Here is a 22,459-nt window from a genome sequence, read left to right on the forward strand (position 1 = left end):
TTAGCTGTTCACCCGGCCGAGGTAATCGCCCGAGCGGGTGTCGACCTTGATCTTCTCACCGGTGGTGATGAAGAGGGGGACGCCGATCTCGTAGCCGGTCTCCAGCGTGGCGGGCTTGGTGCCACCGGTGGACCGGTCGCCCTGGACGCCCGGGTCCGTGTGCTGGACGGTCAGCTCGACGGCGGCCGGCAGCTCGACGTAGAGCACCTCGCCCTCGTGCTGGGCGACGGAGGCGGTGAAGCCCTCGATCAGGAAGTTGGCGGCGTCGCCGACGGCCTTGCGGTCGACCATCAGCTGGTCGTAGGTGTCCATGTCCATGAAGACGAAGTACTCGCCGTCCATGTACGAGAACTGCATGTCGCGCCGGTCAATGGTGGCCGTTTCGACCTTCACGCCGGCGTTGAACGTCTTGTCGACGACCTTGCCGGAGAGCACGTTCTTGAGCTTGGTGCGCACGAAAGCCGGGCCCTTGCCGGGCTTGACGTGCTGGAACTCGACGACGGACCAGAGCTGGCCTCCGTCGAGCTTGAGCACCAGGCCGTTCTTGAGGTCGTTCGTGGAAGCCACGGTTGCGGAATCTCCTGGACTGAAGCTGGTGGAACGGCCAAGGATGCGCGCTAGAGCGCGAGCAGCTCCTTGGTCGTAATGGTGAGTAGCTCGGGTCCGCCGTCCGCCTCGGGGCGCACGACGAGCGTGTCATCGATCCGGACTCCGCCCCGGCCCGGGAGGTGGACCCCCGGTTCGACGGTGACCGGCACACAAGCGTCCAGTTTACCCATGGCTTCAGGTGTCAGCTGCGGGTCCTCGTCGATTTCGAGCCCCACCCCGTGCCCGGTCCAGGGTGCGAGGCCCTCACTGTGGCCCGCGGAGTCCAGGACCTGGCGGGCCGCACGGTCCACGTCGCGATAGGCGGCGCCGGGCACGAGGGCCTCCCGTCCGGCCCGCTGAGCGGCGAAAACCAGGTCGTAGAGCTCGATCTGCCAGTCGGCCGGCGCCGTTCCGATGACGAAGGTGCGGCCGATCTCGCACCGGTAGCCACGATAGGTGGCGCCGAGGCAGACGGAGAGAAAATCTCCTTCTTCGACCCGTCGGTCCGAGGGGCGGTGGCGGCCCCTGCCGGAGTTGGGTCCGGTGGCGACGGAGGTGGCGAACGCGGGGCCGTCGGCGCCGTGGTCGACCAGCCGGCGTTCCAGTTCGAGCGCCAGATGCCGCTCGGTGCGGCCGACCAGGATCGATTCGAGGAGCTCGCCCAGTGCCTGGTCGGTGATCTCCGCGGCGATCCGCAGACAGCCGATCTCCTCCTCGTCCTTGACGAGGCGCAGCTGCTCGACGTTGGTGGCGAGATCGGCCAGCCGGAGCTTCGGGGCGACCGAGGCCATGGCCCGGTGCCGGGCGACGGTCAGGTCGTGTTCCTCCACGGCCAGGGACTCCGCCCCGCCGGCGGCGGCCAGATCCGCGGCGGCGACCACGGGATCACCGCCGCTCACCGGCAGCAGGTCGACCCGCAGCTGTTCGTCGGTGCGCCCGTCGGCCGGATCACCGGTCGGGGCGCGGGGGCAGAGCAGGACGTCCTCGTCGGGGCCGAGCAGCAGCACGGCGCCCAGGGGCGCTCCGCCCGCCAGGTAGCGGACGTTGGCGGGGCGGGAGACCAGGGCGGCCGCGGATCCGACGGCGGCGCACCGGTCGCGGAGCAGCCCGCGGCGGACGGCGTACACCTCTGACATGCATCGAGCGTACGAGCGAGGCGCCGGGCCCGCCCGGCCTGCGCACCCGACCGGGGTACGCCCCCGGCCGGCCGTGGCTCGGCGGCCGCGAGGCCCGCTCAGCCCGCAGGAGGCCCGCTCAGCCGGCGAGAGGGGCCGTCGGAAGCCGGCTCACCAGGCCGGAGGGCTGGCGAGGGAGCGGGCGAGTATGTCGTCCAGGACGCGGGCGGTGGTCTCCACGTCATAGGTGGAGTTGTCGATGATCGGGAGGCCGGAGCCGTACCAGCCGGCCATCCTGCCGTGGATGCGGGCGACCTCCTCGTCGGAGAGGCGGCGGTTGCCGCTGCGGGCCGCGTTGCGCTCCAGGACGATCTCCAGGCCGGGCAGCAGGACCACGGGGAGCAGCCCGGGGCCGACGTGGCGTTTCCAGCCGCCGAGGCCGACGACGGGGCGGTCCGGGAAGACGGCGTCGTCGAGGATGCAGGAGATGCCGTTGGCGAGGAAGTTGCGGGCCGCGAAGCCGCAGGTGCGGCGGGCCAGGCGGTACTGGGCCTCGGACTGGTCGTTCCACCCCGCCTGCGGGTCGGCGAAGCCGGAGCAGACCCACTCGCGGACGTCGTCGAGGCTGACGTGGGCGGTCGGGACGCGGCGGCGGGCGGCCCAGAGCTTGGCCACCGTGGTCTTCCCGGCGCCTGCCGGGCCGATCAGGAGCACGGCGAGGGTCGCGGTGCCGGTGCCGGGCCCCGCGGGCGGAGCGGGCAGCGGCACGGGCCCGCCGGGCGGCAGTTGGATGTGCCCGGTGGTCTCCCTGGAGACCGGGGCGGAGGCCTGGCGAGGCGCCGGTCCGGTCCAGCCCTGGCCGTGCTGCCCCTGCGGGGCGGGCGGGGCCGCGGGCGGCGGGCCCGGGTGACCGGTCGGCGGCTGGGCGGGCGGACCGGCCGGCGAAGGGGCCGGCGGGCCCTGATGCCCGGGGTGCTGGGCCTGGTGCGGCCAGCCGACGGGTCCGTTTCCGGGTCCCTGGGGCGGCGGCAGCGGGGCCCCCACTGCGTGCTGCATCCGGTGGCACTCCGTCTCGTACAGGCAACTGGCGCTGGTGGAACGGCAACCGTACCTTCCCCGGCCGCCACGGAGGGAACGGCCGGGGAGGGTCCACAGTGCCCCGTCGGCCAGCCGGCCTCCGGGTGCGGCGGTGCGTCAGTCCGTCAGTTCGTCCGCGAGCGCGCGCAGGGCGAGCCGGTAGGAACCGATGCCGAATCCGGCCACGGTCCCGGTGGCGACCGGTGCGACCACGGAGTGGTGGCGGAATTCCTCCCGTGCGTACGGGTTCGAGATGTGGACCTCGATCAGCGGAGCGGTGCGCTGGGCGGCCGCGTCCCGCATCCCGTACGAGTAGTGCGTGAAGGCGCCCGGGTTGAGAACGACCGGAATTGAACCGTCCGCGGCCTCGTGGAGCCAGCGGATCAGCTCCCCCTCGTCGTTGGTCTCGCGGACGTCGACGTCGAAGCCGAGCTCCTTGCCGAGGGTGCGGCAGGTGTCGACGAGCCCGGCGTACGAGGTGGCTCCGTAGACGTCGGGTTCCCGGGAGCCGAGCCGGCCGAGGTTGGGTCCGTTGAGGACGAACACCCGGCGGGTCACGCCGAGACCTCCCCGTAGGCGGCCAGCAGCACGGCCGGGTCGGGGCCCTCCAGGACGGTGGGCTTGCCGAGGCCGTCCAGGACGATGAAGCGCAGCAGGTTGCCGCGGGACTTCTTGTCGACCTTCATGTTCTCCAGGAGCTTGGGCCACTGGTCGGCGCGGTAGGTCAGCGGCAGTCCGACGGACTCCAGGACGGTGCGGTGCCGGTCGGCGGTGGCATCGTCCAGGCGGCCGGCGAGGCGTCCCAGTTCGGCGGCGAAGACCATGCCGATGGAGACGGCGGCACCGTGGCGCCACTTGTAGCGCTCGTTCTTCTCGATGGCGTGGGCCAGGGTGTGCCCGTAGTTCAGGATCTCGCGCAGCCCGGATTCCTTGAGGTCGCTGGAGACGACCTCGGCCTTGACCCGGATGGCCCGCTCGATGAGCTCGGCGGTGTGCGGTCCGGCGGGGGTACGCGCGCCCTGCGGGTCCGCCTCGACGAGGTCGAGGATCACCGGGTCGGCGATGAAGCCGGCCTTGATGATCTCCGCCATCCCGGAGACGTAGTCGTTGACCGGCAGCGAGTCCAGTGCGGCCAGGTCGCAGAGCACCCCGGCCGGCGGGTGGAAGGCGCCGACCAGGTTCTTGCCCTCGGCGGTGTTGATGCCGGTCTTGCCGCCGACGGCCGCGTCGACCATGCCGAGCACGGTGGTGGGCACGGCGATCCAGCGCACCCCGCGCAGCCAGGAGGCGGCGACGAAGCCGGCGACGTCCGTGGTGGCGCCCCCGCCGATGCCGACGATGACGTCGGTACGGGTGAAGCCGGTCTGGCCGAGCGCCTTCCAGCAGTAGGCGGCGACTTCGACGGTCTTGGCCTCCTCGGCGTTGGGCAGCTGGATCGCGATGGCCTCGTAGCCCTGGTCCGCGAGGTCCTGGCGGACGGCCTCGCCGGTCTCGGCGAGCGCCTCCGGGTGGAGGACGGCGACGCGCTGGGCACGGTCGCCGATGAGCGTGGGCAGCTCGCCGAGGAGCTGCCGGCCGATCAGCACCTCGTACGGGTCACTGCCCGCGCTGCCGGCGATCTGGATGCGGGTGGCGGCCTGGTCGGTCATCGTCGGGTTCTCCCGGCCGGACGGCGCGTCCGGCAGATCCAGTGCGTCGAGGACCGCCTGGGCGACCTCCTCCGGTGTGCGCTCGTCGGTCGCGACGACGGCGCGGGCCACCTCCGTGTAGAGGTGGCGGCGGGCCTCCATGAGCTCGCGCCACTGCCGGCGCGGGTTCACGGCGAGCAGCGGGCGCGCGGTGTTGAGTCCGACGCGCTTGACCGCCTCGTCGACGTCCATCGAGAGGTAGACGACGGGGTGCTCGGAGAGCAGGGCCCGGGTCGCCTCGTCGAGGATCGCCCCGCCGCCGAGCGAGAGGACTCCCCCGTGCTCGGCGACCGCGGCGCGGACGGCCTGCCGCTCGAGCTCGCGGAAGTGTTGCTCGCCCTCGTCGTAGAAGATCTCCGAGATGGGCTTGCCCGCCGCCCGGACGACATCGGCGTCGGTGTCCCGGTAGCCGGTGCCCAGCCGGGCGGCGAGCAGTTCGCCGACCGTGGACTTCCCGACGCCCATCGGCCCGACCAGGACGATCAGCGGACCGCTCATCGGATCTGGAGGTGGTCGAGGTACGACTGGACGTTGCGGTGGGTCTCGGCGACGCTGTCGCCGCCGAACTTCTCCGCGACCGCGTCGGCCAGGACCAGCGCGACCATCGCCTCGGCGACGATGCCGGCCGCCGGAACAGCGCAGACATCGGAGCGCTGGTGGTGCGCCTTGGCCGGCTCACCGGTCACCACGTCGACCGTGGCCAGCGCGCGCGGCACGGTCGCGATCGGCTTCATGGCGGCACGGACGCGCAGCAGCTCACCGGTGGTCAGACCGCCCTCGGTGCCGCCGGCACGGCCGGAGGCGCGCTTGATGCCGTCCTCGGTCACCAGGATCTCGTCGTGCGCCTGCGAACCGGGCACCCGGGCGAGGTCGAAGCCGTCGCCGACCTCGACGCCCTTGATGGCCTGGATGCCCATGAGCGCGGCGGCGAGACGGGCGTCGAGCCGGCGGTCCCAGTGCACGTGCGAACCGAGGCCGACCGGCACTCCGTACGCCAGCACCTCGACGACACCGCCGAGCGTGTCGCCGTCCTTGTGGGCCTGGTCGATCTCGGCGACCATCTGCTTGCTCGCGGTGGCGTCGAGGCAGCGCACCGGGTCGGCGTCGAGCTTCTCGACGTCCGCGGGCACCGGGTAGACCCCGTACGGGGCCTTGGCCGCGGCCAGCTCGACGACATGGCTGACGATCTCGATGCCGGCCGTCTCCTTGAGGTACGACCGGGCGACGGCGCCGAGCGCGACACGCGCGGCGGTCTCGCGGGCGCTGGCGCGCTCCAGGACCGGCCGGGCCTCGTCGAAGCCGTACTTCTGCATGCCGGCGAGGTCGGCGTGGCCGGGCCGGGGGCGGGTCAGCGGGGCGTTGCGGGCCTGGGCGGCCAGCACGTCGGGGTCGACCGGGTCGGCCGACATGACCTGCTCCCACTTGGGCCACTCGGTGTTGCCCACCATCACGGCGACGGGCGAGCCCATGGTCAGGCCGTGCCGGACCCCGCCGAGGAAGGTGACCTCGTCCTTCTCGAACTTCATCCGGGCGCCGCGCCCGTAACCGAGCCGTCGCCTGGCGAGCGCGTCCGCCACCATCTCCGTGGTGACGGGGATACCGGCGGGAAGACCCTCCAGCGTCGCCACCAGTGCGGGGCCGTGCGACTCTCCGGCGGTCAGCCAGCGCAACCTGCTCAACGGTGCTCCTCATGCTCGCGCCTGTAACTGCAACGGCGCGACCGGGTGCGCGGCCCTGGCCCGCCGCCCTCGATCCTCCCACGACCGGGCCGTCCGGCCCGCCGCCGGTCCAGCAGACGGACGGACCGGGCGCGCCGGGTGTGCGGTCAGCGGGCGGCCAGGACCTCTTCGCCGGCCTGGCGCATGGCGGCCAGCGGCGCGGGCGCACGGCCCGTCATCTGCTCGACCTGGAGGACGGCCTGGTGCACCAGGAGGTCGAGACCTCCGACGACTGCGCCGCCGCGGGCCGCCCAGGCGGATGCGAGTGGGGTGGGCCAGGGCTCGTACAGGACGTCGAAGAGCGCGCCGGGACGGTCCGGTACGGCGTCCGTCAGACCGTCCGTGGCTCCGGCGGGGGTGGTCGCGATGATCAGCGGGGCGTGCAGCGCCTGTTCGGCCTCCGCCCAGTCCGCGATCCGCACGTCGACACCGAGCCGGGCGCCCCAGCCACGCATCTCGTCCCCGCGCTCGCGGCTGCGGACGTAGGCGGTGACGGGTCCGGCGCAGATCCGTGAAAGCGCGGCGAGTGCGGAAGAGGCGGTGGCTCCGGCGCCCAGGACGGCCGCGGATTCGGTCTTCTCGATGCCGCGCTCGCGCAGGGCGGCGATCATGCCGGGGATATCCGTGTTGTCACCGACCAGCCGGCCGTCCTCGGTGAACACGACGGTGTTCACGGCCTCGACCGAGGCGGCGGTCTCGCTCACGGAGTCCAGCAGCGGGAGGATCGCGCGCTTCAGCGGCATGGTGAGCGAGAGCCCGGTCCACGTTTCGTCCAGGCCCTCGACGAAACCGGGCAGCGCCTGCTCGTCGATCTCGAACCGGTCGTACGTCCAGTCGTCGAGGCCGAGCGCGGAGTAAGCGGCCCGGTGCAGGACCGGGGAGAGCGAGTGGGCGATGGGCGAGCCGAGGACGGCTGCCCGGTGGCGCCTGTCAGTCGAGGCCATGCAGTTCCTTGAACTTCTCGTTGAGCTTCTCGTGCTCGGCGGCCGTCTTGGTGAACTGAGTCTTCTTGCCGTCGAGCGAGATGAAGAACATCCACCCACTGGCAGTGGGGCTGAGCGTCGCACGCAGGGCTTCGTCCCCGGGGTTCCCGATGGGGCCGGGCGGAAGGCCCTTGTGGTAATAGGTGTTATAGGGATCCGGGTTGGTCCGGATTTCGTTCGACCTGATTTTGATTTCGCTCTGCTTCTTGAGGTAATTGAACGCGGAGTCGAATTCGAGCAAACGGTTCGTGGCCGTGTTGTCCGGCTTCAGGCGGTTGTACACGACCTCGGCCATCTTGCGGAAGTCGTCATGTGTCAGGCCTTCCGCCTGGACCAGACTGGCCACGGTGAGCACCTGCCACGGGCCGTCCAGCTGGTATTTTTTGGCGGTTCCTGCGAGGTCGAGGTCTTTGTATTCCTCATTGGAACGCGAGACCATCTTCTCGAGGATCGCCTCCGGCTTGGTTTCCTTCGTGACCGGATAAGCGGCCGGGTAGAGGAATCCCTCCAGCGGGTCCTTGATGTCCTTGTTCTTGCTAGCCCAGCCGGGCAGGCCCAGATCGTACTTCTTCGACTTGGCGATGCCCTGGGTCGTGCCCTTTTTGAGGCCCAGCTTCTTGTCGACCATCGCGTAGACGGCGGCGTTGCGGGTTCCCTCGGGAATGATCAGCAGGTTCTGGCTCTTCGGGTCGACCATCATCTTGACGGCCTCGGCCGCCGACATCTCCCCGTGGAGGAGATAGACCCCTGCCTGGATCGACTTCCCCTTGGGGTTCTCGTTCTGGGCGGAGACGAACGCGTCGACGCTCTTGACGACACCGGCCTTCTTCAGGATGTTGCCGATGTCGTACCCGTAGGCGCCCTTCGGGATCTCCACCTCGACCGACCCGGAGCCGCTGCCCGAGTAGTCGGGGGCCGAGCCGAACTTGTCCTTGTAGAACGAGTAGCCGAGGTAGCCCACTCCACCGAGTCCGCCGGCCAGGACGAGGGAGACGACCAGGCAGGCGCAGCCGCTGCGGCCCTTCTTCTTCTTGCCCTTGCCGCGCCGCTCTCCCCCGTCGCCGCGACGGGACTCGCGGGGGTCGTCGTCGTACTCGTCGTCCTTGGCCTTGCCGTCGTCCGCGCCCGTGAAGAAGGGGTGCGTCTCCTCCGGCTGGACCTCGGGGTCCCAGTCCGGGTTCTGCTCGGGAGCCTGCGCGGGTGCCGCCTCCCGGCGGCCCGGAGGCTGCGGGGGCGGATACGCGTCAGGGGTGCCGTAGTAGTCGTTCGTCTCGCCGTAGTGGTACGGGGCGGCGGGCTGGCCCTCGTACGGCACCGCGGCGTGCGGCTGACCGGTGTCCCAGCCGCCGTCGTAGGCCGGCTGCTGGGCGTACGGGTCCTGCCGCTGGTCGTACGAGGACTGCCGCTGATCGTACGAAGGCTGCTGCTGGTACTGCGGCTGCTGCGCGTACGGGTCCTGTTGCTGCTGGTACTGCGGCTGCTGCGCGTAGGGATCCTGCTGCTGGGCATAGGGGTCGTGCTGCTGCTGCGCGTACGGGTCCTGCGACTGCTGCTGCTGGGCGTACGGGTCCTGCTGCCGGCCGCCGTACTGGCTCTGGCCGTGGGCAGGCTGCTGGCCTCCCCATCCCTGGTCCCCGAACAAGGGGTCCTCGGGATGCCACGGTTCGGAGCCGGGGCCCCGGCCATACTCAGTCATCGATCCCCTTGAGCCGCGAGACGAGGTTCCGTCTCTTTGCTGTGCGGTGTTTGTTCGAACACCGCCGCATCGCGCGGAACGTTACCGTATCGCGATCAGACAACCACTTCGACGCCCTCACCGGGTGGATTGCCCGAAGCCCGTTCGGACTCCAGAGCGTTCTGAAGGATCACCACAGCGGCAGCCTGATCAATGACCGACCGGCCCTTTTTGGACTTCACGCCCGAAGCGCGCAGTCCTTGAGTGGCCGTCACTGTGGTCATCCTCTCGTCCACCAACCGCACCGGAATGGGTGCAACCGCACGGGCGAGCACGTCGGTGAAGGCGCGGACCTTGACCGCGGCCGGTCCCTCGCCACCGCCCAGGGACCGGGGCAGCCCGACAATGATCTCGATCGGCTCGTACTCGGCGACGATCTGGCCGAGCCGCCGGTGGGCGGCCGGGACGTCGCGTCCCGGCACGGTCTCCACCGGCGTGGCGAGGATCCCGTCGGGGTCGCACGAGGCGACCCCGATCCGGGCGTCCCCGACGTCGATCGCCAGGCGGCGACCGCGACGCATCGTCATGTCCGGCGTCACGCCGTCTCGGTGACGAGGCGTTCGACAGCGGCGACGGCGTCGCCGATGGCGTCCGGGTTCTGGCCGCCGCCCTGGGCGACGTCCGGCTTGCCGCCGCCACCGCCGCCGAGCGTCTTGGCGGCGGTGCGGACGAGGTCACCGGCCTTGAGGCCGCGCTCACGGGCGGCCTCGTTGGTGGCGATCACGGTCAGCGGACGCCCGTTGGCCGTGGTGAACAGGGCCACGACGGCCGGCCGGCCGCCCCGGATGCGCCCGCGGACGTCGAGGACCAGCCTGCGCAGGTCGTCGGCCGACGTGCCGTCCGGCACCTGGCCGGTGACCAGGGCGACGCCCCGTACGTCCTTGGCGGAGTCGACCAGGCCGGCGGCGGCCGCCAGGACCTTCTCCGCCCGGAACTTCTCGATCTCCTTCTCGGCGTCCTTCAGCTTGCCGAGCATGGAGGCGATCTTCTCCGGGAGCTCCTCGGAGCGGCCCTTGACCAGCTCCTGGAGCTGGGCGACGACCGTGTGCTCCTTGGCGAGGAAGTTGTACGCGTCGACGCCGACGAGGGCCTCGATGCGGCGCACGCCGGAGCCGATGGACGATTCGCCGAGCAGCTTCACGAGGCCGAGCTGGGCGGTGTTGTGGACGTGGGTGCCGCCGCACAGCTCCTTGGAGAAGTCGCCGATGGTGACGACCCGGACCCGCTCGCCGTACTTCTCGCCGAACTCGGCGATGGCGCCCTGCTTCTTGGCCTCGTCGATCGACATGACCTCGGCCTGCACGTCGAGCTCCCGCGCGAGGACCTCGTTGATCTTCTGCTCGACGTCGACGAGGACCGTGCCGGGGACGGCGGCGGGCGAACCGAAGTCGAAGCGGAAGCGGCCCGGGGAGTTCTCCGAACCGGCCTGGGCGGCCGTCGGGCCGAGCGCGTCGCGCAGGGCCTGGTGCGTGAGATGGGTGGCGCTGTGGGCGCGGGCGATGGCGCGCCGCCGGGTGGTGTCGATGGCGGCGAGGGCGGAGGCGCCGACCGTCACCTCGCCGACCTGGACCGAGCCCTTGTGCACGGAGACGCCGGGCACGGGCTGCTGGACGTCGCGCACGTGGATCACGGCGCCGTTGTGGAGCCGGATCCGGCCCTGGTCGGCGAGCTGGCCGCCGCCCTCGGCATAGAACGGGGTGCGGTCCAGGACGACCTCGACCTCGTCGCCCTCGGAGGCGGCCGGTGAGGAGACCCCGTCGACGAGGAGGCCGACGATCGTCGACTCGCCCTCGGTGGACAGGTATCCGGTGAACTCGGTGACGCCGGAGTGGTCGGCGACCTCGCGGTAGGCGGACAGGTCGGCGTGACCGGTCTTCTTGGCCTTGGCATCGGCCTTGGCCTTGGCCCGCTGCTCCTGCATGAGGCGGCGGAACCCCTCCTCGTCCACGGAGAGGCCCTGTTCGGCGGCCATCTCCAGGGTGAGGTCGATCGGGAAGCCCCAGGTGTCGTGGAGCAGGAACGCCTTGTCGCCCGCGATGACCCGGCCGCCGGCGGCCTTGGTCTCGGTGACGGCGGTCTCCAGGATGTTGGTGCCGCCCTTGAGCGCCTTCAGGAACGCGGCTTCCTCGGCGAGGGCGACCGTCTCGATGCGCTTGCGGTCGGTGATCAGCTCGGGGTACTGCTGCCCCATCGTGTTGATCACGACGTCCACCAGCTCGTTCACGACCGAGCCGTTGGCGCCCATCAGACGCATGTTGCGGATGGCGCGGCGCATGATGCGGCGCAGCACGTAGCCGCGGCCCTCGTTGCCGGGGGTGACGCCGTCGCCGATGAGCATGACGGAGGTGCGGATGTGGTCGGCGACCACGCGGAGGGAGACGTCCGTGCCCTGGGCGGCGCCGTAGCGCACCCCGGTGAGCTCGGTGGCCCTGTCCATGACGACGCGCAGGGTGTCGGTCTCGTACATGTTCTGCACGCCCTGCAGGATCATCGCGAGGCGTTCGAGGCCGAGGCCGGTGTCGATGTTCTTGGAGGGCAGGTCGCCGAGGATCGGGAAGTCGTCCTTGCCGTCGCCCGCGCCGCGCTCGTACTGCATGAAGACCAGGTTCCAGATCTCCACGTACCGCTCGTCGTTGACGGCCGGGCCGCCTTCGACGCCGAACTCGGGGCCGCGGTCGTAGTTGATCTCGGAACAGGGTCCGCAGGGGCCGGGGACGCCCATCGACCAGAAGTTGTCCTTCTTGCCGAGGCGCTGGATGCGCTCGGCGGGGACGCCGATCTTGTCGCGCCAGATCTGCTCGGCCTCGTCGTCGTCGAGGTAGACCGTGATCCACAGACGCTCGGGGTCGAGGCCGAAGCCGCCGTCCGCCACGGAGCTGGTGAGCAGCTCCCAGGCGTACTCGATGGCGCCTTCCTTGAAGTAGTCGCCGAAGGAGAAGTTCCCGCACATCTGGAAGAACGTGCCGTGCCGGGTGGTCTTGCCGACCTCTTCGATGTCCGGCGTGCGGACGCACTTCTGCACGCTGGTGACGCGCGGGGCGGGGGGCTTGACCTCGCCGAGGAAGTACGGCTTGAAGGGCACCATGCCGGCCGGGACCAGCAGCAGAGTCGGGTCGTCCGCGATGAGCGACGCCGAAGGGACGACGGTGTGACCGCGCTCCTCGTAGAAGCTCAGCCAGCGGCGGCGGATTTCTGCCGACTCCATCAGTGGTCCTCATTCCGGTTGTACGAGTTGTAGGTGCGTGACGTGCGGGGGAGTCCGCGGGGCGCCTCGGGCTCGGCCGCCTCGACGGCGAAGTGGCGCCGCACGGGGAGAGCCGGGTCGACGGGCGCCTCGAGTCCGAGCGCCTCGCCCAGTTCGGCCTCGCGTCTGGCCATGCCCTCGCGGACGTCCAGGGCGAAGTCCTTGAGCTTGTGACCGGCCACGATCGCCTTGTCGGCGGCCTGCGCCGCAAGGCTTTCGGGGGTCAGCTGCTTGATCTTCCGGTTGACCTTGGCGGTGGCCCACACGCCGGCGGCTGCGCCGGCGGTGAACCAGAACGTACGGCGGAACATCGCTGCGTCAGTCCTTCGGTCCGCGGGAGTTTCTGCCGTCGCGCTTCCTGCCACGCGCGGACGGCACGGTCCGGCCGACGATCACCGCGCGCCGGGAACGCGCTTCGGGTTCGGGAGCCGTCTTGCGGCCGATGGCCTGCCGGACGCCGTATCCGAACGCCGCGACCTTGACCAGTGGGCCGCCGAAGGTGGAGGCGACGGTGGTGGAGAGCGCCGAGGCGTTGGAGGTGACTTCCTGGACGTCCGTCGCGATCGCGTCGACCTTGTCGAGCTGGGTCTGCGCGGAGCGCACGGTCGCGGAGGCGTCGGCGAGCAGCGGGACGGCCTGTTCGGTCACGTCCGCCACGAGTTTCGTGGTCGCCCTGAGCGTCTGGGCGAGCCTCACCAGCACGACGGCGAGGAACGAAACCAGGATCGCCCAGAAGACGGCCACCAGGATCCCGGCCACCTCACCACCGGACACAGTGCACCGCTCTCTGGTCTGTCGTCTGTCTGTCTTGTTTCCTGCTCTTCGGCGGGGCCGTCGCGGCGGCCGGTCACCGTCCCCCGAGCCTATCGCGCCGGGGCTCGCGCCTTGTACCGCATTGCGGTCCGGTCCGGCGGGAGTTCGCCCGACGCGATTGTACGGAGCGCTTTCGGGCCAGTACTCTGCGTGTTTCATGCGACGCCCTCAGCGCCCCGTTCCCTCCCCCGACGACTCGAGCCCCCCGGCCACCGCCCCCGGCACTCCCCCGCCCGGCCGTCCGGGCAATCTCCCGGCGGAACTGAACGAGTTCGTGGGGCGCGAGCGCGAACTGGCCGATGTCGTAGGGATGCTGGAGGAGTCGCGGCTCGTCACCGTGGTCGGAGTGGGCGGGGTCGGCAAATCGCGGCTGGTCACCAAGGCGGCGGCTCTTCTGGAGAAACGGTACTGCGACGGCGTCTGGCTGGTGGAGCTGTCCGCGGTCCACGATCCCGCGCTGCTGGAGCACGCCCTGGTCGACGCCCTGGGTCTCACGGACCATACGAGCAGGCCCCCGCGCACGACACTCCTCGAACACTGTGCCGAGCGCCGCCTCCTTCTGGTGATCGACGGTTTCGAGCAGCTGGTGGACGCCTGCGCCGCCTTGGTACGGGATCTGCTGCGCCGCGCCCCCGGCCTGCGGGTCCTGGCCGCCGGCCGGCGGCCGCTGGATCTCGACGGCGAGAGCGGCTACCCGCTCGCGACGATGAGCGACGAGGACGCCCTGCTGCTCTTCGCCGAGAGGGCCGCCTCGGTGCAGCCCGCGTTCCGGCTGACCGACCGCACCCGGGGCACTGCCCTGGAACTGTGCCGGCGGCTCGACGGCATCCCGCTCGCGCTGGAGCTGGCGGCCGGCCGGTTGCGCGCCCTGTCGGCGGAGCAGGTGCTGCAGCGGCTGGACGACCGCTTCCGGCTGCTGACCGGCGGCAGCCGCGGCGCGCTCGCGCGCCACCAGACGCTCCGTACGGCGATCGGCTGGAGCCACGAGCTCTGCGCCCCGGAGCAGCGGCTGCTGTGGGCGCGGCTGTCGGTCTTCGCGGGTCAGTTCGACCTGGAGGCGGCCGAGTACATCTGCAGCGGTCCCGATCTGCCGGCCGACTCGGTGCTGGACGTGTTGTCCGGGCTGCTGGCGCAGTCGGTCGTCCTGCGCGAGGACTCGGCCGTCGGTGCGCGTTACCGGCTGCTGAACACCGTGCGGGAGTACGGCGCGGAGTGGCTCGCGGCCACGGGTGACACGGACCGGCTGCGCCGCCGTCACCGGGACTGGTTCCTGGGGCTCGCGACCTGGTGCGAGCTCGACTGGTTCAGTCCGCGGCAGGCGGAGGTGGCCGCCCGGGTGGAGAGCGAGCTGCCGAATCTGCGGCGGGCCATGGAGTGTTCGCTGGAGAGTCCCGAGGAGGCGCACCTCGCGCAGTACCTGGCGGGGGCGCTCTGGTTCCTGTGGGTGGGCTGCGGCCGCCTTTCGGAGGGGCGGCACTGGCTGGAACACGTACGGGAGGAGGAGACCCCGTACGACGCCTCCCGTCTCAAGGCGCTGTGGGTGCTCGGGTACGTCGCGGTCCTCCAGGGCGATCCGGTGGGCGCGATCTCGGCGCTGACGGAGTGCCGGGAGGAGGCGGATCTGGCGAGGGACGCGGTGGCGTCGGCGTATGCGGTGCACCGCACGGGCTGCCTGGCCCTGGTCACGGACGATGTGGCACGCGCACAGGAACTCCTGCAGGAGGCGCTCGGCCGCTACCGGGAGCTCGGCGAGCTGAACAGCAACGTGCTGATGGCCCAGGTCGAGCTGGCCATGACGGTCGCCTTCCAGGGCGATCTGGACGGGGCGGTGGTGATCTGCGAAGAGGTCCGGGACATCTGCGAGGACCACGGGGAGCGGTGGGCGCTCAGCTACGCGCTCTACGTCCTTGGCTTCGCCGCGCTGCAGCGGGGCCGGCCCGCCCGGGCCCGGGAGCTGCTCGGGGAGGCGTTGGCCATCAGCCACACCTTCCACGACCTCCTGGGGACCGTCCTCACCCTGGAGCTGCTCGCGCTCGTCACGGTGATCGAGGGCGACGCGGCGGAAGCGGCGCTGCTGCAGGGTGCCGCCGACGGGATCTGGCCCTCGGTGGGGCTGCCGCTGTTCGGGTCGGCGCACTACGGCGGGCCCCGGGCCCGCTGCGAGGAGCTGGCCCGTCACGAGCTGGGCGACGCGCTGTACGCGTCGGAGCGGGGCGCCGGCGGCAAGCTGAACACGGACGCGGTGGTGGCCAGGGCCCTGGCGGGCCGGCCCGGGGGGCGGCGTCCGGGTACGGGCTCCGACGGGCCGGAGGCGCCGGAGGCCCAGCCCCCGGCCGGGACCACGCGAAAGCCCGCCGCCTCCCCGGTCGGGGAGGGGCGGGCCTGAGCGCCGGTGTTGAGCGGCTACGCCTGAATCAGCGGGCGTAGTACTCGACGACGAGCTGCTCGTCGCAGATCACGGGGATTTCCTTGCGGTTCGGGTCCCGGTCAAGGCGGAAGGCCAGGGCCTTCAGGTTCACCTGCAGGTAGCGCGGGGTCTCACCGTCGGTGTCGTAACCACCCTCGCGGGCCACCTGGAAGGGGTACTTCTCGCGGCTGCGCTCGCGGACCATCACGATGTCGTCGGGACGGACGCGGAACGACGGCTTGTCGACCTTGCCACCGTTGACCTCGATGTGGCCGTGGACGACCATCTGACGCGCCTGGTAGATCGTCTTGGCGATACCGGAACGCAGGACCAGCGCGTCGAGGCGGCGCTCGAGCTCGACGACCAGCGCCTCGCCCGTCTTGCCTTCGGCCTTCTTGGCGCGGTCGTAGGCGCGCGCCATCTGGCGCTCGCTGATGTCGTACTGGGCGCGCAGACGCTGCTTCTCGAGCAGACGGACCTTGTAGTCCGAGTTCTGCTTGCGGCCGCGGCCGTGCTCGCCCGGCGGGTAGGGGCGGGCCTCGAAGTACTTGACCGCCTTCGGCGTCAGCGCAATGCCGAGCGCGCGGCTCTTCTTGACCTTGGGACGCGACTGATTAGGCACGTTCTCCAGACCTCCGTTGTAGGTTAGGTTAGGCTCACCTTACTCAAGGAGATCGCATGTCTCGCCCTGGGAACACCACACACGTCACGGACAGCACAGACAGCGGCAGCACACACGAAGGTGCTGCTACGACGGAAGGCCGATCTGATCGTGGTCAGCCGCGTCCCAGCGGGCTTGAAAACACACGGATGCCGTCAGCAGCCGAGCGCACACGAACTCTCGTACAGAGTACCTGCTCCGCGGTGCTGCTCATCCCCGGGCTGGAGTCGGCGGGCTCGGACACGCTGATGCCGCTGTCCCGGACCGTGGGCCCGGAGGGTGATCTCTTCCTGGAACTCCCGGCTGATTCCCCGGCCGTACGAGCCGCGTCCACGGCCCAGGACGACGAGCTGGAGGCCGTGCTGGAGATCACGGACGTCGCCCCGGTCTCCGTACCGCACCGGGTGCGCGGCCGGGCCCGCGTCAGCGGCCGGCTCACCTCCGTACCCGGGATGGCGGCCCCCGGGCGGATGCTGCTGCGGCTGGAGACGGACGAGGCCCATCTCGAGGACCTCTGGGGCGCCGGGGCGGTCCGGCCGCAGGAGCTGCGGGACGCGGCCGCCGATCCGCTCGCCGGGCACGAGGCGGAACTGCTGCAGCACCTGCACGCGGCCCACGGCGAACGGCTGGGGGCCCTGTGCGAGCTGCTCGGCGAACGGGGGGCACGGGCCGGCGCGGGCAGCCGGCCGTCGGTCGTGCCGGTCGCGCTGGACCGGCACGGGCTGCGCGTCCGCTTCTTCGAGCGGAGCGGGCCCTGCTTCGACGCCCGCTTCGAGTTCCCCGAGCCGGTGCGCGACATGACGGAGCTGCGCCATGCCATGCGCACGCTCTTCGACGCCGCCACGCGCTGAGAGCCACGCGGGCACGGGGAGTGCGCACCAGGCGTCGCAGCCGGGCCGCACCGCGCGGACACGGCCTACGGGCCGTCCGGCGCGCTCGCACCGCCGTCGGTGTCCGGACGGCCCAGACGCTCGCGGACCCGGTCGGCCACGTCCGCGTAGCGCGCCTCGGCGCCGTAACGGGTGGGCCGGTAGTAGCGCTTGTCGCGCACGGCGTCCGGGGCGTACTGCTGGGCGGCGATCCCGCCGGGGACGTCGTGCGGGTAGACGTAACCCTGCGCGTGGCCGAGCTTGGCGGCGCCCTTGTAGTGACCGTCACGCAGATGGGCCGGGACCGGTCCGGCCAGCCCCTTCCGTACGTCGTCCTGGGCGGCGGAGATCGCCAGCGTCGCCGCGTTCGACTTCGGGGCGAGGGCCAGCGCGATGGTGGCGTGGCTGAGGGTGAGCGCCGCTTCGGGGAAGCCGATCATCGCCACCGCCTGGGCCGCAGCGACCGCGGTGGGCAGCGCCGTGGGGTCGGCGAGGCCGATGTCCTCGCTGGCGGAGATCATCAGCCGGCGGGCGATGAACCGGGGGTCCTCCCCCGCCTCGATCATCCGGGCCAGGTAGTGCAGCGCCGCGTCGACGTCGGAGCCGCGGATCGACTTGATCAGCGCGCTCGCCACGTCGTAGTGCTGGTCGCCGTCCCGGTCGTACTTCACGGCCGCCCGGTCGACGGTCTCCTCCAGGGTGAGGAGGGTGATCTCCTCCTCCTGCTTGGACAGCGCGGCGCCGGCCGCCGCCTCCAGGGCCGTCAGCGCCCGGCGCGCGTCGCCCCCGGCGATGCGCAGCAGATGCTCCTCCGCGTCCTCGGGCAGCGTCACCGCGTCGCGGAGTCCGCGCTCGTCGGTCAGGGCCCGGCGCAGCAGACCGCGCAGATCGTCGTCGGTCAGCGACTCCAGCGTCAGCAGCAGCGAGCGCGACAGGAGCGGGGAGATGATCGAGAAGTAGGGATTCTCGGTGGTCGCGGCGATCAGCGTGACCCAGCGGTTCTCCACGGCGGGGAGCAGGGAGTCCTGCTGTGCCTTGGAGAAGCGGTGGATCTCGTCGAGGAAGAGGACGGTCTCCTTGCCGTAGCCGCCGGTGGCGCGACGGGCGCTCTCGATGACGGCCCGCACTTCCTTGACGCCCGCGGTGATCGCGGAGAGCTCGACGAATCGTTTGTTCGTCGCCTTGCTGACCACGTACGCCAGGGTCGTCTTCCCGATGCCGGGCGGGCCCCAGAGGATCACCGACGAAGGGCCGGCCGGGCCCCCGCTCCCGTCACCGACGAGGCGGCGCAGGGGCGAGCCCGGCTTGAGCAGATGCTGCTGGCCCACGACCTCGTCGAGGGTACGCGGACGCATCCGGACAGCGAGGGGGCTGCTGGACGGGTCCTTCTCCTGGCGGTCTTCGGCAGCTGCGGTAAAGAGGTCGGGCTCCACGTTTCGAAGCCTATGCCACCGCACTGACATCCCTGCCGGGCCCGTCCGGCCCGGCAGCGGGGAGGAGGCCGGTCAGCTGGTCCAGAAGTCCCACCAGCGGGTCAGGATCAGCATGCCGATGATCCCGATCCACAGGACCGGGGGCACCCAGTGGAACTCGGTGAGCCCGTTGCGCAGCCAGCTCGGCGCGGGAATGATCCGGTGCTTGATGTTGTGCGTGGTGACGTAGCAGAACATGAGGATCGTGGCGACCCAGGCCAGGCAGCACCACAGGCACAGCGAGTTGATGTTGTACAGCGACTGGTACTGGAGCCAGGTGCAGAAACCGACGCCGAACAGCGTGCCGGCGTTCATCCCCAGCCAGTACCAGCTGCGGAAGCGCGCCCCGGCGAGCAGCGCCAGACCGATCCCGATGATCACGGGGTAGGCCGCCAGACCGAGCATGGGGTTCGGGAAGCCGAAGGCCGCGGCCTGCTCGCTCTTCATGATGTTGCCGCAGGCCACCACCGGGTTGAGACTGCAGCCCGGAACGAAGCTGGGGTCCTCCAGCAGCTTGAACTTGTCGATGGTGATGACCCAGGCGGCGAGGAGTCCGGCAGCGCCCGTGACGACGAGCAGCAGTGCCAGCGCGCGACTGCCGCCGATGGTCCTCTTCCCGCCGGCCTCGTCCTGATCGGAGGAGGGATGGTCAACTGCTGCAGTCGTCATATCGCCGTTCCGTCAGTGAGTGGCCTGCTGGGGCACGGACATTGTGCCGTACGGGCGCACCGGCCTTCCGTTCGATGCACATAAAAACGTGCGCGCGAGTGGGGCCCGTCCTGGCCCGGAACGAGGCGGTGCCGGGCCGTCGTCACCGTGTCGAGGGGGTCTGCCCGCTTCCTAAATCGGAGGCCGGGTCACTCGTGGGCGTCCATCCCGCCCCGGCCGAAACCACCCGGCGGGATGAAGGGGCGCTCGCCGGGTTGACGGCCGCGGGGACGGGACGTCGCGGGCGGGCGCTGCGGCCCGCCCGCGACGGCTGTTTCACGCGAGGCGCGTGCGGACCGCCTCGGTCAGCTCGGCCAGGGGCACGGCCGTCTGCTCGCCGGACTCCATGTCCTTGAGCTGGACGACGCCCTCCGCCAGGTCGCGCTCACCGGCCACGAGGGTGAGGCGTGCGCCCGAGCGGTTGGCGCTCTTCATCGCGCCCTTGAGACCGCGGCCCCCGAACGCGAAGTCCGCGGCCACGCCCTCGCGGCGCAGCTGTGTGACGACGCCGAACAGCACGCGCCGCGCCTCCTCGCCGAGCGGGACGGCGAAGACGCTGGTGGTGGAGGGGAGTTCGAGCTCGATGCCCTCCGCCTCCAGTGCGAGCACGGTGCGGTCGACGCCGAGCGCCCAGCCGACGGACGGCAGCGCGGGGCCGCCGATCATCTCGGAGAGGCCGTCGTAACGGCCGCCGCCGCCCACCGCCGACTGCGAGCCCAGGCCGTCGTGGACGAACTCGAAGGTGGTGCGGGTGTAGTAGTCGAGGCCGCGGACGAGCTTCTCGTCGTCCTCGTACACGACGCCTGCCGCGTTGAGCAGGTCCCGGACCTCCTCGTGGTACGCCTTGCAGGCGTCGCACAGGTAGTCGCGGAGCACGGGGGCGCCGGCCAGCTGCTTCTGGACCTCGGGGCGCTTGTCGTCGAGGACCCGCAGCGGGTTGATCTCGATGCGCCGGCGGGTCTCCTCGTCGAGTTCCAGCTCGCGCAGGAAGCCCTGGAGCGCGTCGCGGTAGACGGGCCGGCACTCCTTGTCGCCCAGCGAGTTCAGCAGAATGCGGAACTCGCGCAGCCCGAGGGCCCGGTACGCCTGGTCGGCCAGGATGATCAGTTCGGCGTCCAGGACGGGGTCCTCGGCGCCGATCGCCTCGGCGCCGACCTGCGAGAAGTGCCTGTAGCGGCCCTTCTGCGGGCGCTCGTAGCGGTAGTACGAGCCCGAGTACCAGAGCTTGACCGGGAGATTGCCGAGCTTGTGGAGGTTGGCCTCCAGGGCGGCCCGCAGCACGGACGCGGTGCCCTCGGGGCGCAGGGCGAGCTCGGAGCCGCCCTTGGTGGTGAGGGTGTACATCTCCTTGCTCACGATGTCGGTGGACTCGCCGACGCCGCGGGAGAAGAGGGCCACGTCCTCGAAGCCGGGCGTCTCGATGTAGCCGTAGCCGGAGTTCTTCAGCGGAGCGGAGATCGCCTCGCGCACCGCGAGGAACTTCGCGGAGTCGGGCGGGGTCAGGTCGTACGTGCCCTTGGGGGCCTTGAAGGTGCTCACGATTTCGCTCTCGTCACATTCCTCGTCGGGGCGCGTCCGCGTCCATACCGCTCAGATACGGATTGGTGGCGCGCTCGCGGCCGATGGTCGTCTGGGGGCCGTGGCCGGACAGCACCACGGTCGAGTCGTCGAGCGGCAGGCACACGCGGGCCAGCGACTCGAGGAGCTCGGCGTGGTCGCCGCCCGGCAGGTCGGTGCGTCCGACGGAGCCGGCGAAGAGCAGGTCGCCCGAGAAGAGGACCTGCGGAACATCCGCTGCCTCGGGCATCCTGAACGTCACCGACCCCTTCGTATGGCCGGGCGCATGCGAGACGCCGAACTCCATCCCGGCGAGCAGCAGCCGCGCGCCGTCCTTCAGTTCCTTGACGTCGTCCGGCTCCCCCACCGTCAGCTCGCCCATGAGCGGCATCCCGATGGAGCGGCCGAGGGCCTTCTCCGGGTCGCTCATCATGTAGCGGTCCTCGGGGTGGATCCACGCGGGGACGTCGTGCGCGCCGCACACCGGGACGACCGAGGCGACGTGGTCGATGTGGCCGTGGGTGAGGACGACGGCGACGGGCTTCAGCCGATGCTTCTTCAGCGCTTCCTCGACCCCGGAGGCGGCCTGATGGCCCGGGTCGATGATCACGCACTCCTCACCCGCGGCGGGGGCGACCAGGTAACAGTTGGTCCCCCAGGCCCCGGCGGGGAACCCGGCAATGAGCACGATCGTCCTTAATGGTCGTCCGACGAGAGAGGCCGGCTGCGAGGTCGCAGCAGTTCAGAGCCTACCGGCGCTCCTCATTCCACAGCTAACCCATATACGGTACGGGGCAACCCAGGCCCGATCACACGACGTACAAGGAGATCACCCGGTGGTCAGCAGCGATCAGCGGCGGCGCCAGCTCGCCAGGGAGAAGTTCGAGCGGCAGCAGCAGCGCCGGGAGGACGCCCGTCGAAGGACGAGGCGGCTGACCGTCGTCATCGCCTCCGCGGTGGCCGTGGTGGCGGTCATCGGCGGTGGCACGTACTTCGCCACCCAGGGCGACGACGGCAAGAAGGACAAGGCCGACGCGGCCGCGAGCCAGAGCCCGTCGGCGTCGCCGTCGCCCTCGGCGAGCGAGGAGAGCGCGCCCGAGCCCGCGATGAAGATCGACAAGAAGGCGACGTACACGATGTCGCTGAAGACGAGCCAGGGCGACATAGCGTTCGCGATGGACGCGTCGAAGACCCCGCACACGACGAACTCCTTCAAGTCGCTGGCCGACAAGAAGTTCTTCGACGGCACCAAGTGCCACCGGCTCACCACCGACGGCATCTTCGTCCTGCAGTGCGGTGACCCCAAGGGCGACGGCACCGGTGGTCCCGGGTACACGATCCCCGACGAGAACCTGACGGCCCTGGGCAAGGCGGGCGCCGACGGCACGGTGACCTACCCGGCCGGCACGGTGGCGATGGCCAACACCGGCCAGGCGCACACCGGTGGCAGCCAGTTCTTCCTCGTCTACAAGGACAGCAAACTGCCGCCCAGCTACACGCCGTTCGGCACCATGGACAAGGACTCCCTGAAGGCCGTCGAGGCCATCGGCAAGGCGGGCGTGAGCGGCGGCGGCGCCGACGGCGCCCCGAAGAAGGCCGTGAACATCACGAAGGCGGCCGTCGACAAGACGTAGCACGACGGGCCGGCGGTCACTCGGTGCGGCCGGACAGGACCGGCCGTCACATGAGGAGTGGGAGAAGGAAGGGGGCGGGGTGCGTGCAGCTGCAAGGCGGAGGATCGAGGCAACGCGGAGCGTGGTTGATTGACGACAACGCGGCAGATGCGCGTGCCCGGCCCCGCGACGCCGCCCCCCATGTGACGGC

General features: G+C 70.9%; 19 protein-coding genes and 1 pseudogene. 3 read left to right on the forward strand and 17 right to left on the reverse strand.

Going from position 1 to position 22,459, the window contains the following annotated elements:
* The 12 genes from efp to E6R60_RS17165 all read right to left on the reverse strand — a co-directional run bounded on the left by efp (position 1) and on the right by E6R60_RS17165 (position 12,907).
* On the reverse strand, positions 1-567 hold the full coding sequence (gene efp, locus E6R60_RS17110; protein WP_136327432.1) for an elongation factor P: 567 nt from the start codon (positions 565-567) through the stop codon (positions 1-3).
* A 50-nt stretch (positions 568-617) separates the two neighbouring features.
* Positions 618-1,724 (reverse strand): aminopeptidase P family protein, encoded by a 1,107-nt coding sequence (locus E6R60_RS17115; RefSeq protein ID WP_136327433.1) that lies wholly within the window; start codon positions 1,722-1,724, stop codon positions 618-620.
* 150 nt (positions 1,725-1,874) lie between these two features.
* On the reverse strand, positions 1,875-2,759 hold the full coding sequence (locus E6R60_RS17120) for a Pro-rich N-terminal domain-containing protein (RefSeq protein WP_136327434.1): 885 nt from the start codon (positions 2,757-2,759) through the stop codon (positions 1,875-1,877).
* A gap of 138 nt (positions 2,760-2,897) precedes the next feature.
* Positions 2,898-3,338 carry a type II 3-dehydroquinate dehydratase gene (aroQ, locus tag E6R60_RS17125; protein ID WP_136327435.1) on the reverse strand — a complete coding sequence of 147 codons (441 nt, stop codon included), beginning with the start codon at positions 3,336-3,338 and terminating at the stop codon, positions 2,898-2,900.
* Entirely contained in the window at positions 3,335-4,966 is a 1,632-nt protein-coding gene (gene aroB / locus E6R60_RS17130; protein ID WP_136327436.1) for a 3-dehydroquinate synthase, read from the reverse strand. Before aroB ends, aroQ begins: the two co-directional genes overlap by 4 nt.
* On the reverse strand, positions 4,963-6,147 hold the full coding sequence (gene aroC, locus E6R60_RS17135; RefSeq protein WP_136327437.1) for a chorismate synthase: 1,185 nt from the start codon (positions 6,145-6,147) through the stop codon (positions 4,963-4,965). The genes aroB and aroC overlap by 4 nt, the downstream gene beginning before the upstream one ends.
* A gap of 146 nt (positions 6,148-6,293) precedes the next feature.
* Positions 6,294-7,130, reverse strand: coding sequence for a shikimate dehydrogenase (locus E6R60_RS17140; RefSeq protein ID WP_136327438.1), 837 nt, complete (start codon positions 7,128-7,130; stop codon positions 6,294-6,296).
* Positions 7,117-8,865, reverse strand: coding sequence for an endolytic transglycosylase MltG (gene mltG / locus E6R60_RS17145; RefSeq protein ID WP_136327439.1), 1,749 nt, complete (start codon positions 8,863-8,865; stop codon positions 7,117-7,119). The genes E6R60_RS17140 and mltG overlap by 14 nt, the downstream gene beginning before the upstream one ends.
* Before the next feature lie 95 nt (positions 8,866-8,960).
* Positions 8,961-9,425: a Holliday junction resolvase RuvX gene (gene ruvX, locus E6R60_RS17150; RefSeq protein ID WP_206309445.1), complete on the reverse strand. Its 465-nt coding sequence runs from the start codon at positions 9,423-9,425 to the stop codon at positions 8,961-8,963.
* Between the two features lie 14 nt (positions 9,426-9,439).
* Complete coding sequence (gene alaS / locus E6R60_RS17155; RefSeq protein ID WP_136327441.1) at positions 9,440-12,109, reverse strand: alanine--tRNA ligase; 2,670 nt, start codon at positions 12,107-12,109, stop codon at positions 9,440-9,442.
* Positions 12,109-12,459 (reverse strand): DUF6167 family protein, encoded by a 351-nt coding sequence (locus E6R60_RS17160; protein WP_136327442.1) that lies wholly within the window; start codon positions 12,457-12,459, stop codon positions 12,109-12,111. Before E6R60_RS17160 ends, alaS begins: the two co-directional genes overlap by 1 nt.
* A gap of 7 nt (positions 12,460-12,466) precedes the next feature.
* The gene (locus E6R60_RS17165; RefSeq protein ID WP_136327550.1) at positions 12,467-12,907 is read right to left on the reverse strand and encodes a DUF948 domain-containing protein; all 441 of its coding nucleotides are present in this window, start codon (positions 12,905-12,907) and stop codon (positions 12,467-12,469) included.
* A gap of 211 nt (positions 12,908-13,118) precedes the next feature.
* Here E6R60_RS17165 and E6R60_RS17170 point away from each other — a divergent pair.
* A pseudogene (locus E6R60_RS17170) lies at positions 13,119-15,360 on the forward strand (tetratricopeptide repeat protein).
* A gap of 15 nt (positions 15,361-15,375) precedes the next feature.
* Here the strand turns inward: E6R60_RS17170 and rpsD are convergent.
* Positions 15,376-15,990, reverse strand: coding sequence for a 30S ribosomal protein S4 (gene rpsD / locus E6R60_RS17175; protein ID WP_136327444.1), 615 nt, complete (start codon positions 15,988-15,990; stop codon positions 15,376-15,378).
* Positions 15,991-16,178: 188 nt separating this feature from the next.
* Between rpsD and E6R60_RS17180 the strand changes: the two genes are divergently transcribed.
* Complete coding sequence (locus E6R60_RS17180; RefSeq protein ID WP_136327445.1) at positions 16,179-16,880, forward strand: DUF2470 domain-containing protein; 702 nt, start codon at positions 16,179-16,181, stop codon at positions 16,878-16,880.
* Positions 16,881-16,945: 65 nt separating this feature from the next.
* Here E6R60_RS17180 and E6R60_RS17185 read toward each other — a convergent pair whose 3' ends face one another.
* From E6R60_RS17185 to E6R60_RS17200, 4 genes are all read right to left on the reverse strand, one after another.
* On the reverse strand, positions 16,946-18,331 hold the full coding sequence (locus E6R60_RS17185) for a replication-associated recombination protein A (protein ID WP_136327446.1): 1,386 nt from the start codon (positions 18,329-18,331) through the stop codon (positions 16,946-16,948).
* Between the two features lie 72 nt (positions 18,332-18,403).
* Entirely contained in the window at positions 18,404-19,039 is a 636-nt protein-coding gene (locus tag E6R60_RS17190; RefSeq protein WP_136327447.1) for a vitamin K epoxide reductase family protein, read from the reverse strand.
* A gap of 315 nt (positions 19,040-19,354) precedes the next feature.
* Positions 19,355-20,617 (reverse strand): histidine--tRNA ligase, encoded by a 1,263-nt coding sequence (hisS, locus tag E6R60_RS17195; RefSeq protein WP_136327448.1) that lies wholly within the window; start codon positions 20,615-20,617, stop codon positions 19,355-19,357.
* Between the two features lie 13 nt (positions 20,618-20,630).
* Complete coding sequence (locus E6R60_RS17200; RefSeq protein WP_136327449.1) at positions 20,631-21,323, reverse strand: MBL fold metallo-hydrolase; 693 nt, start codon at positions 21,321-21,323, stop codon at positions 20,631-20,633.
* A gap of 148 nt (positions 21,324-21,471) precedes the next feature.
* Here E6R60_RS17200 and E6R60_RS17205 point away from each other — a divergent pair, with 148 nt between their 5' ends.
* Positions 21,472-22,269, forward strand: a complete 798-nt coding sequence (locus tag E6R60_RS17205; protein WP_136327450.1) for a peptidylprolyl isomerase — start codon at positions 21,472-21,474, stop codon at positions 22,267-22,269.
* Positions 22,270-22,459: the final 190 nt, after the last annotated feature.

The sequence above is a fragment of the Streptomyces sp. A0642 genome (assembly GCF_004795105.1).
Classification (GTDB): Bacteria; Actinomycetota; Actinomycetes; order Streptomycetales; family Streptomycetaceae; genus Streptomyces.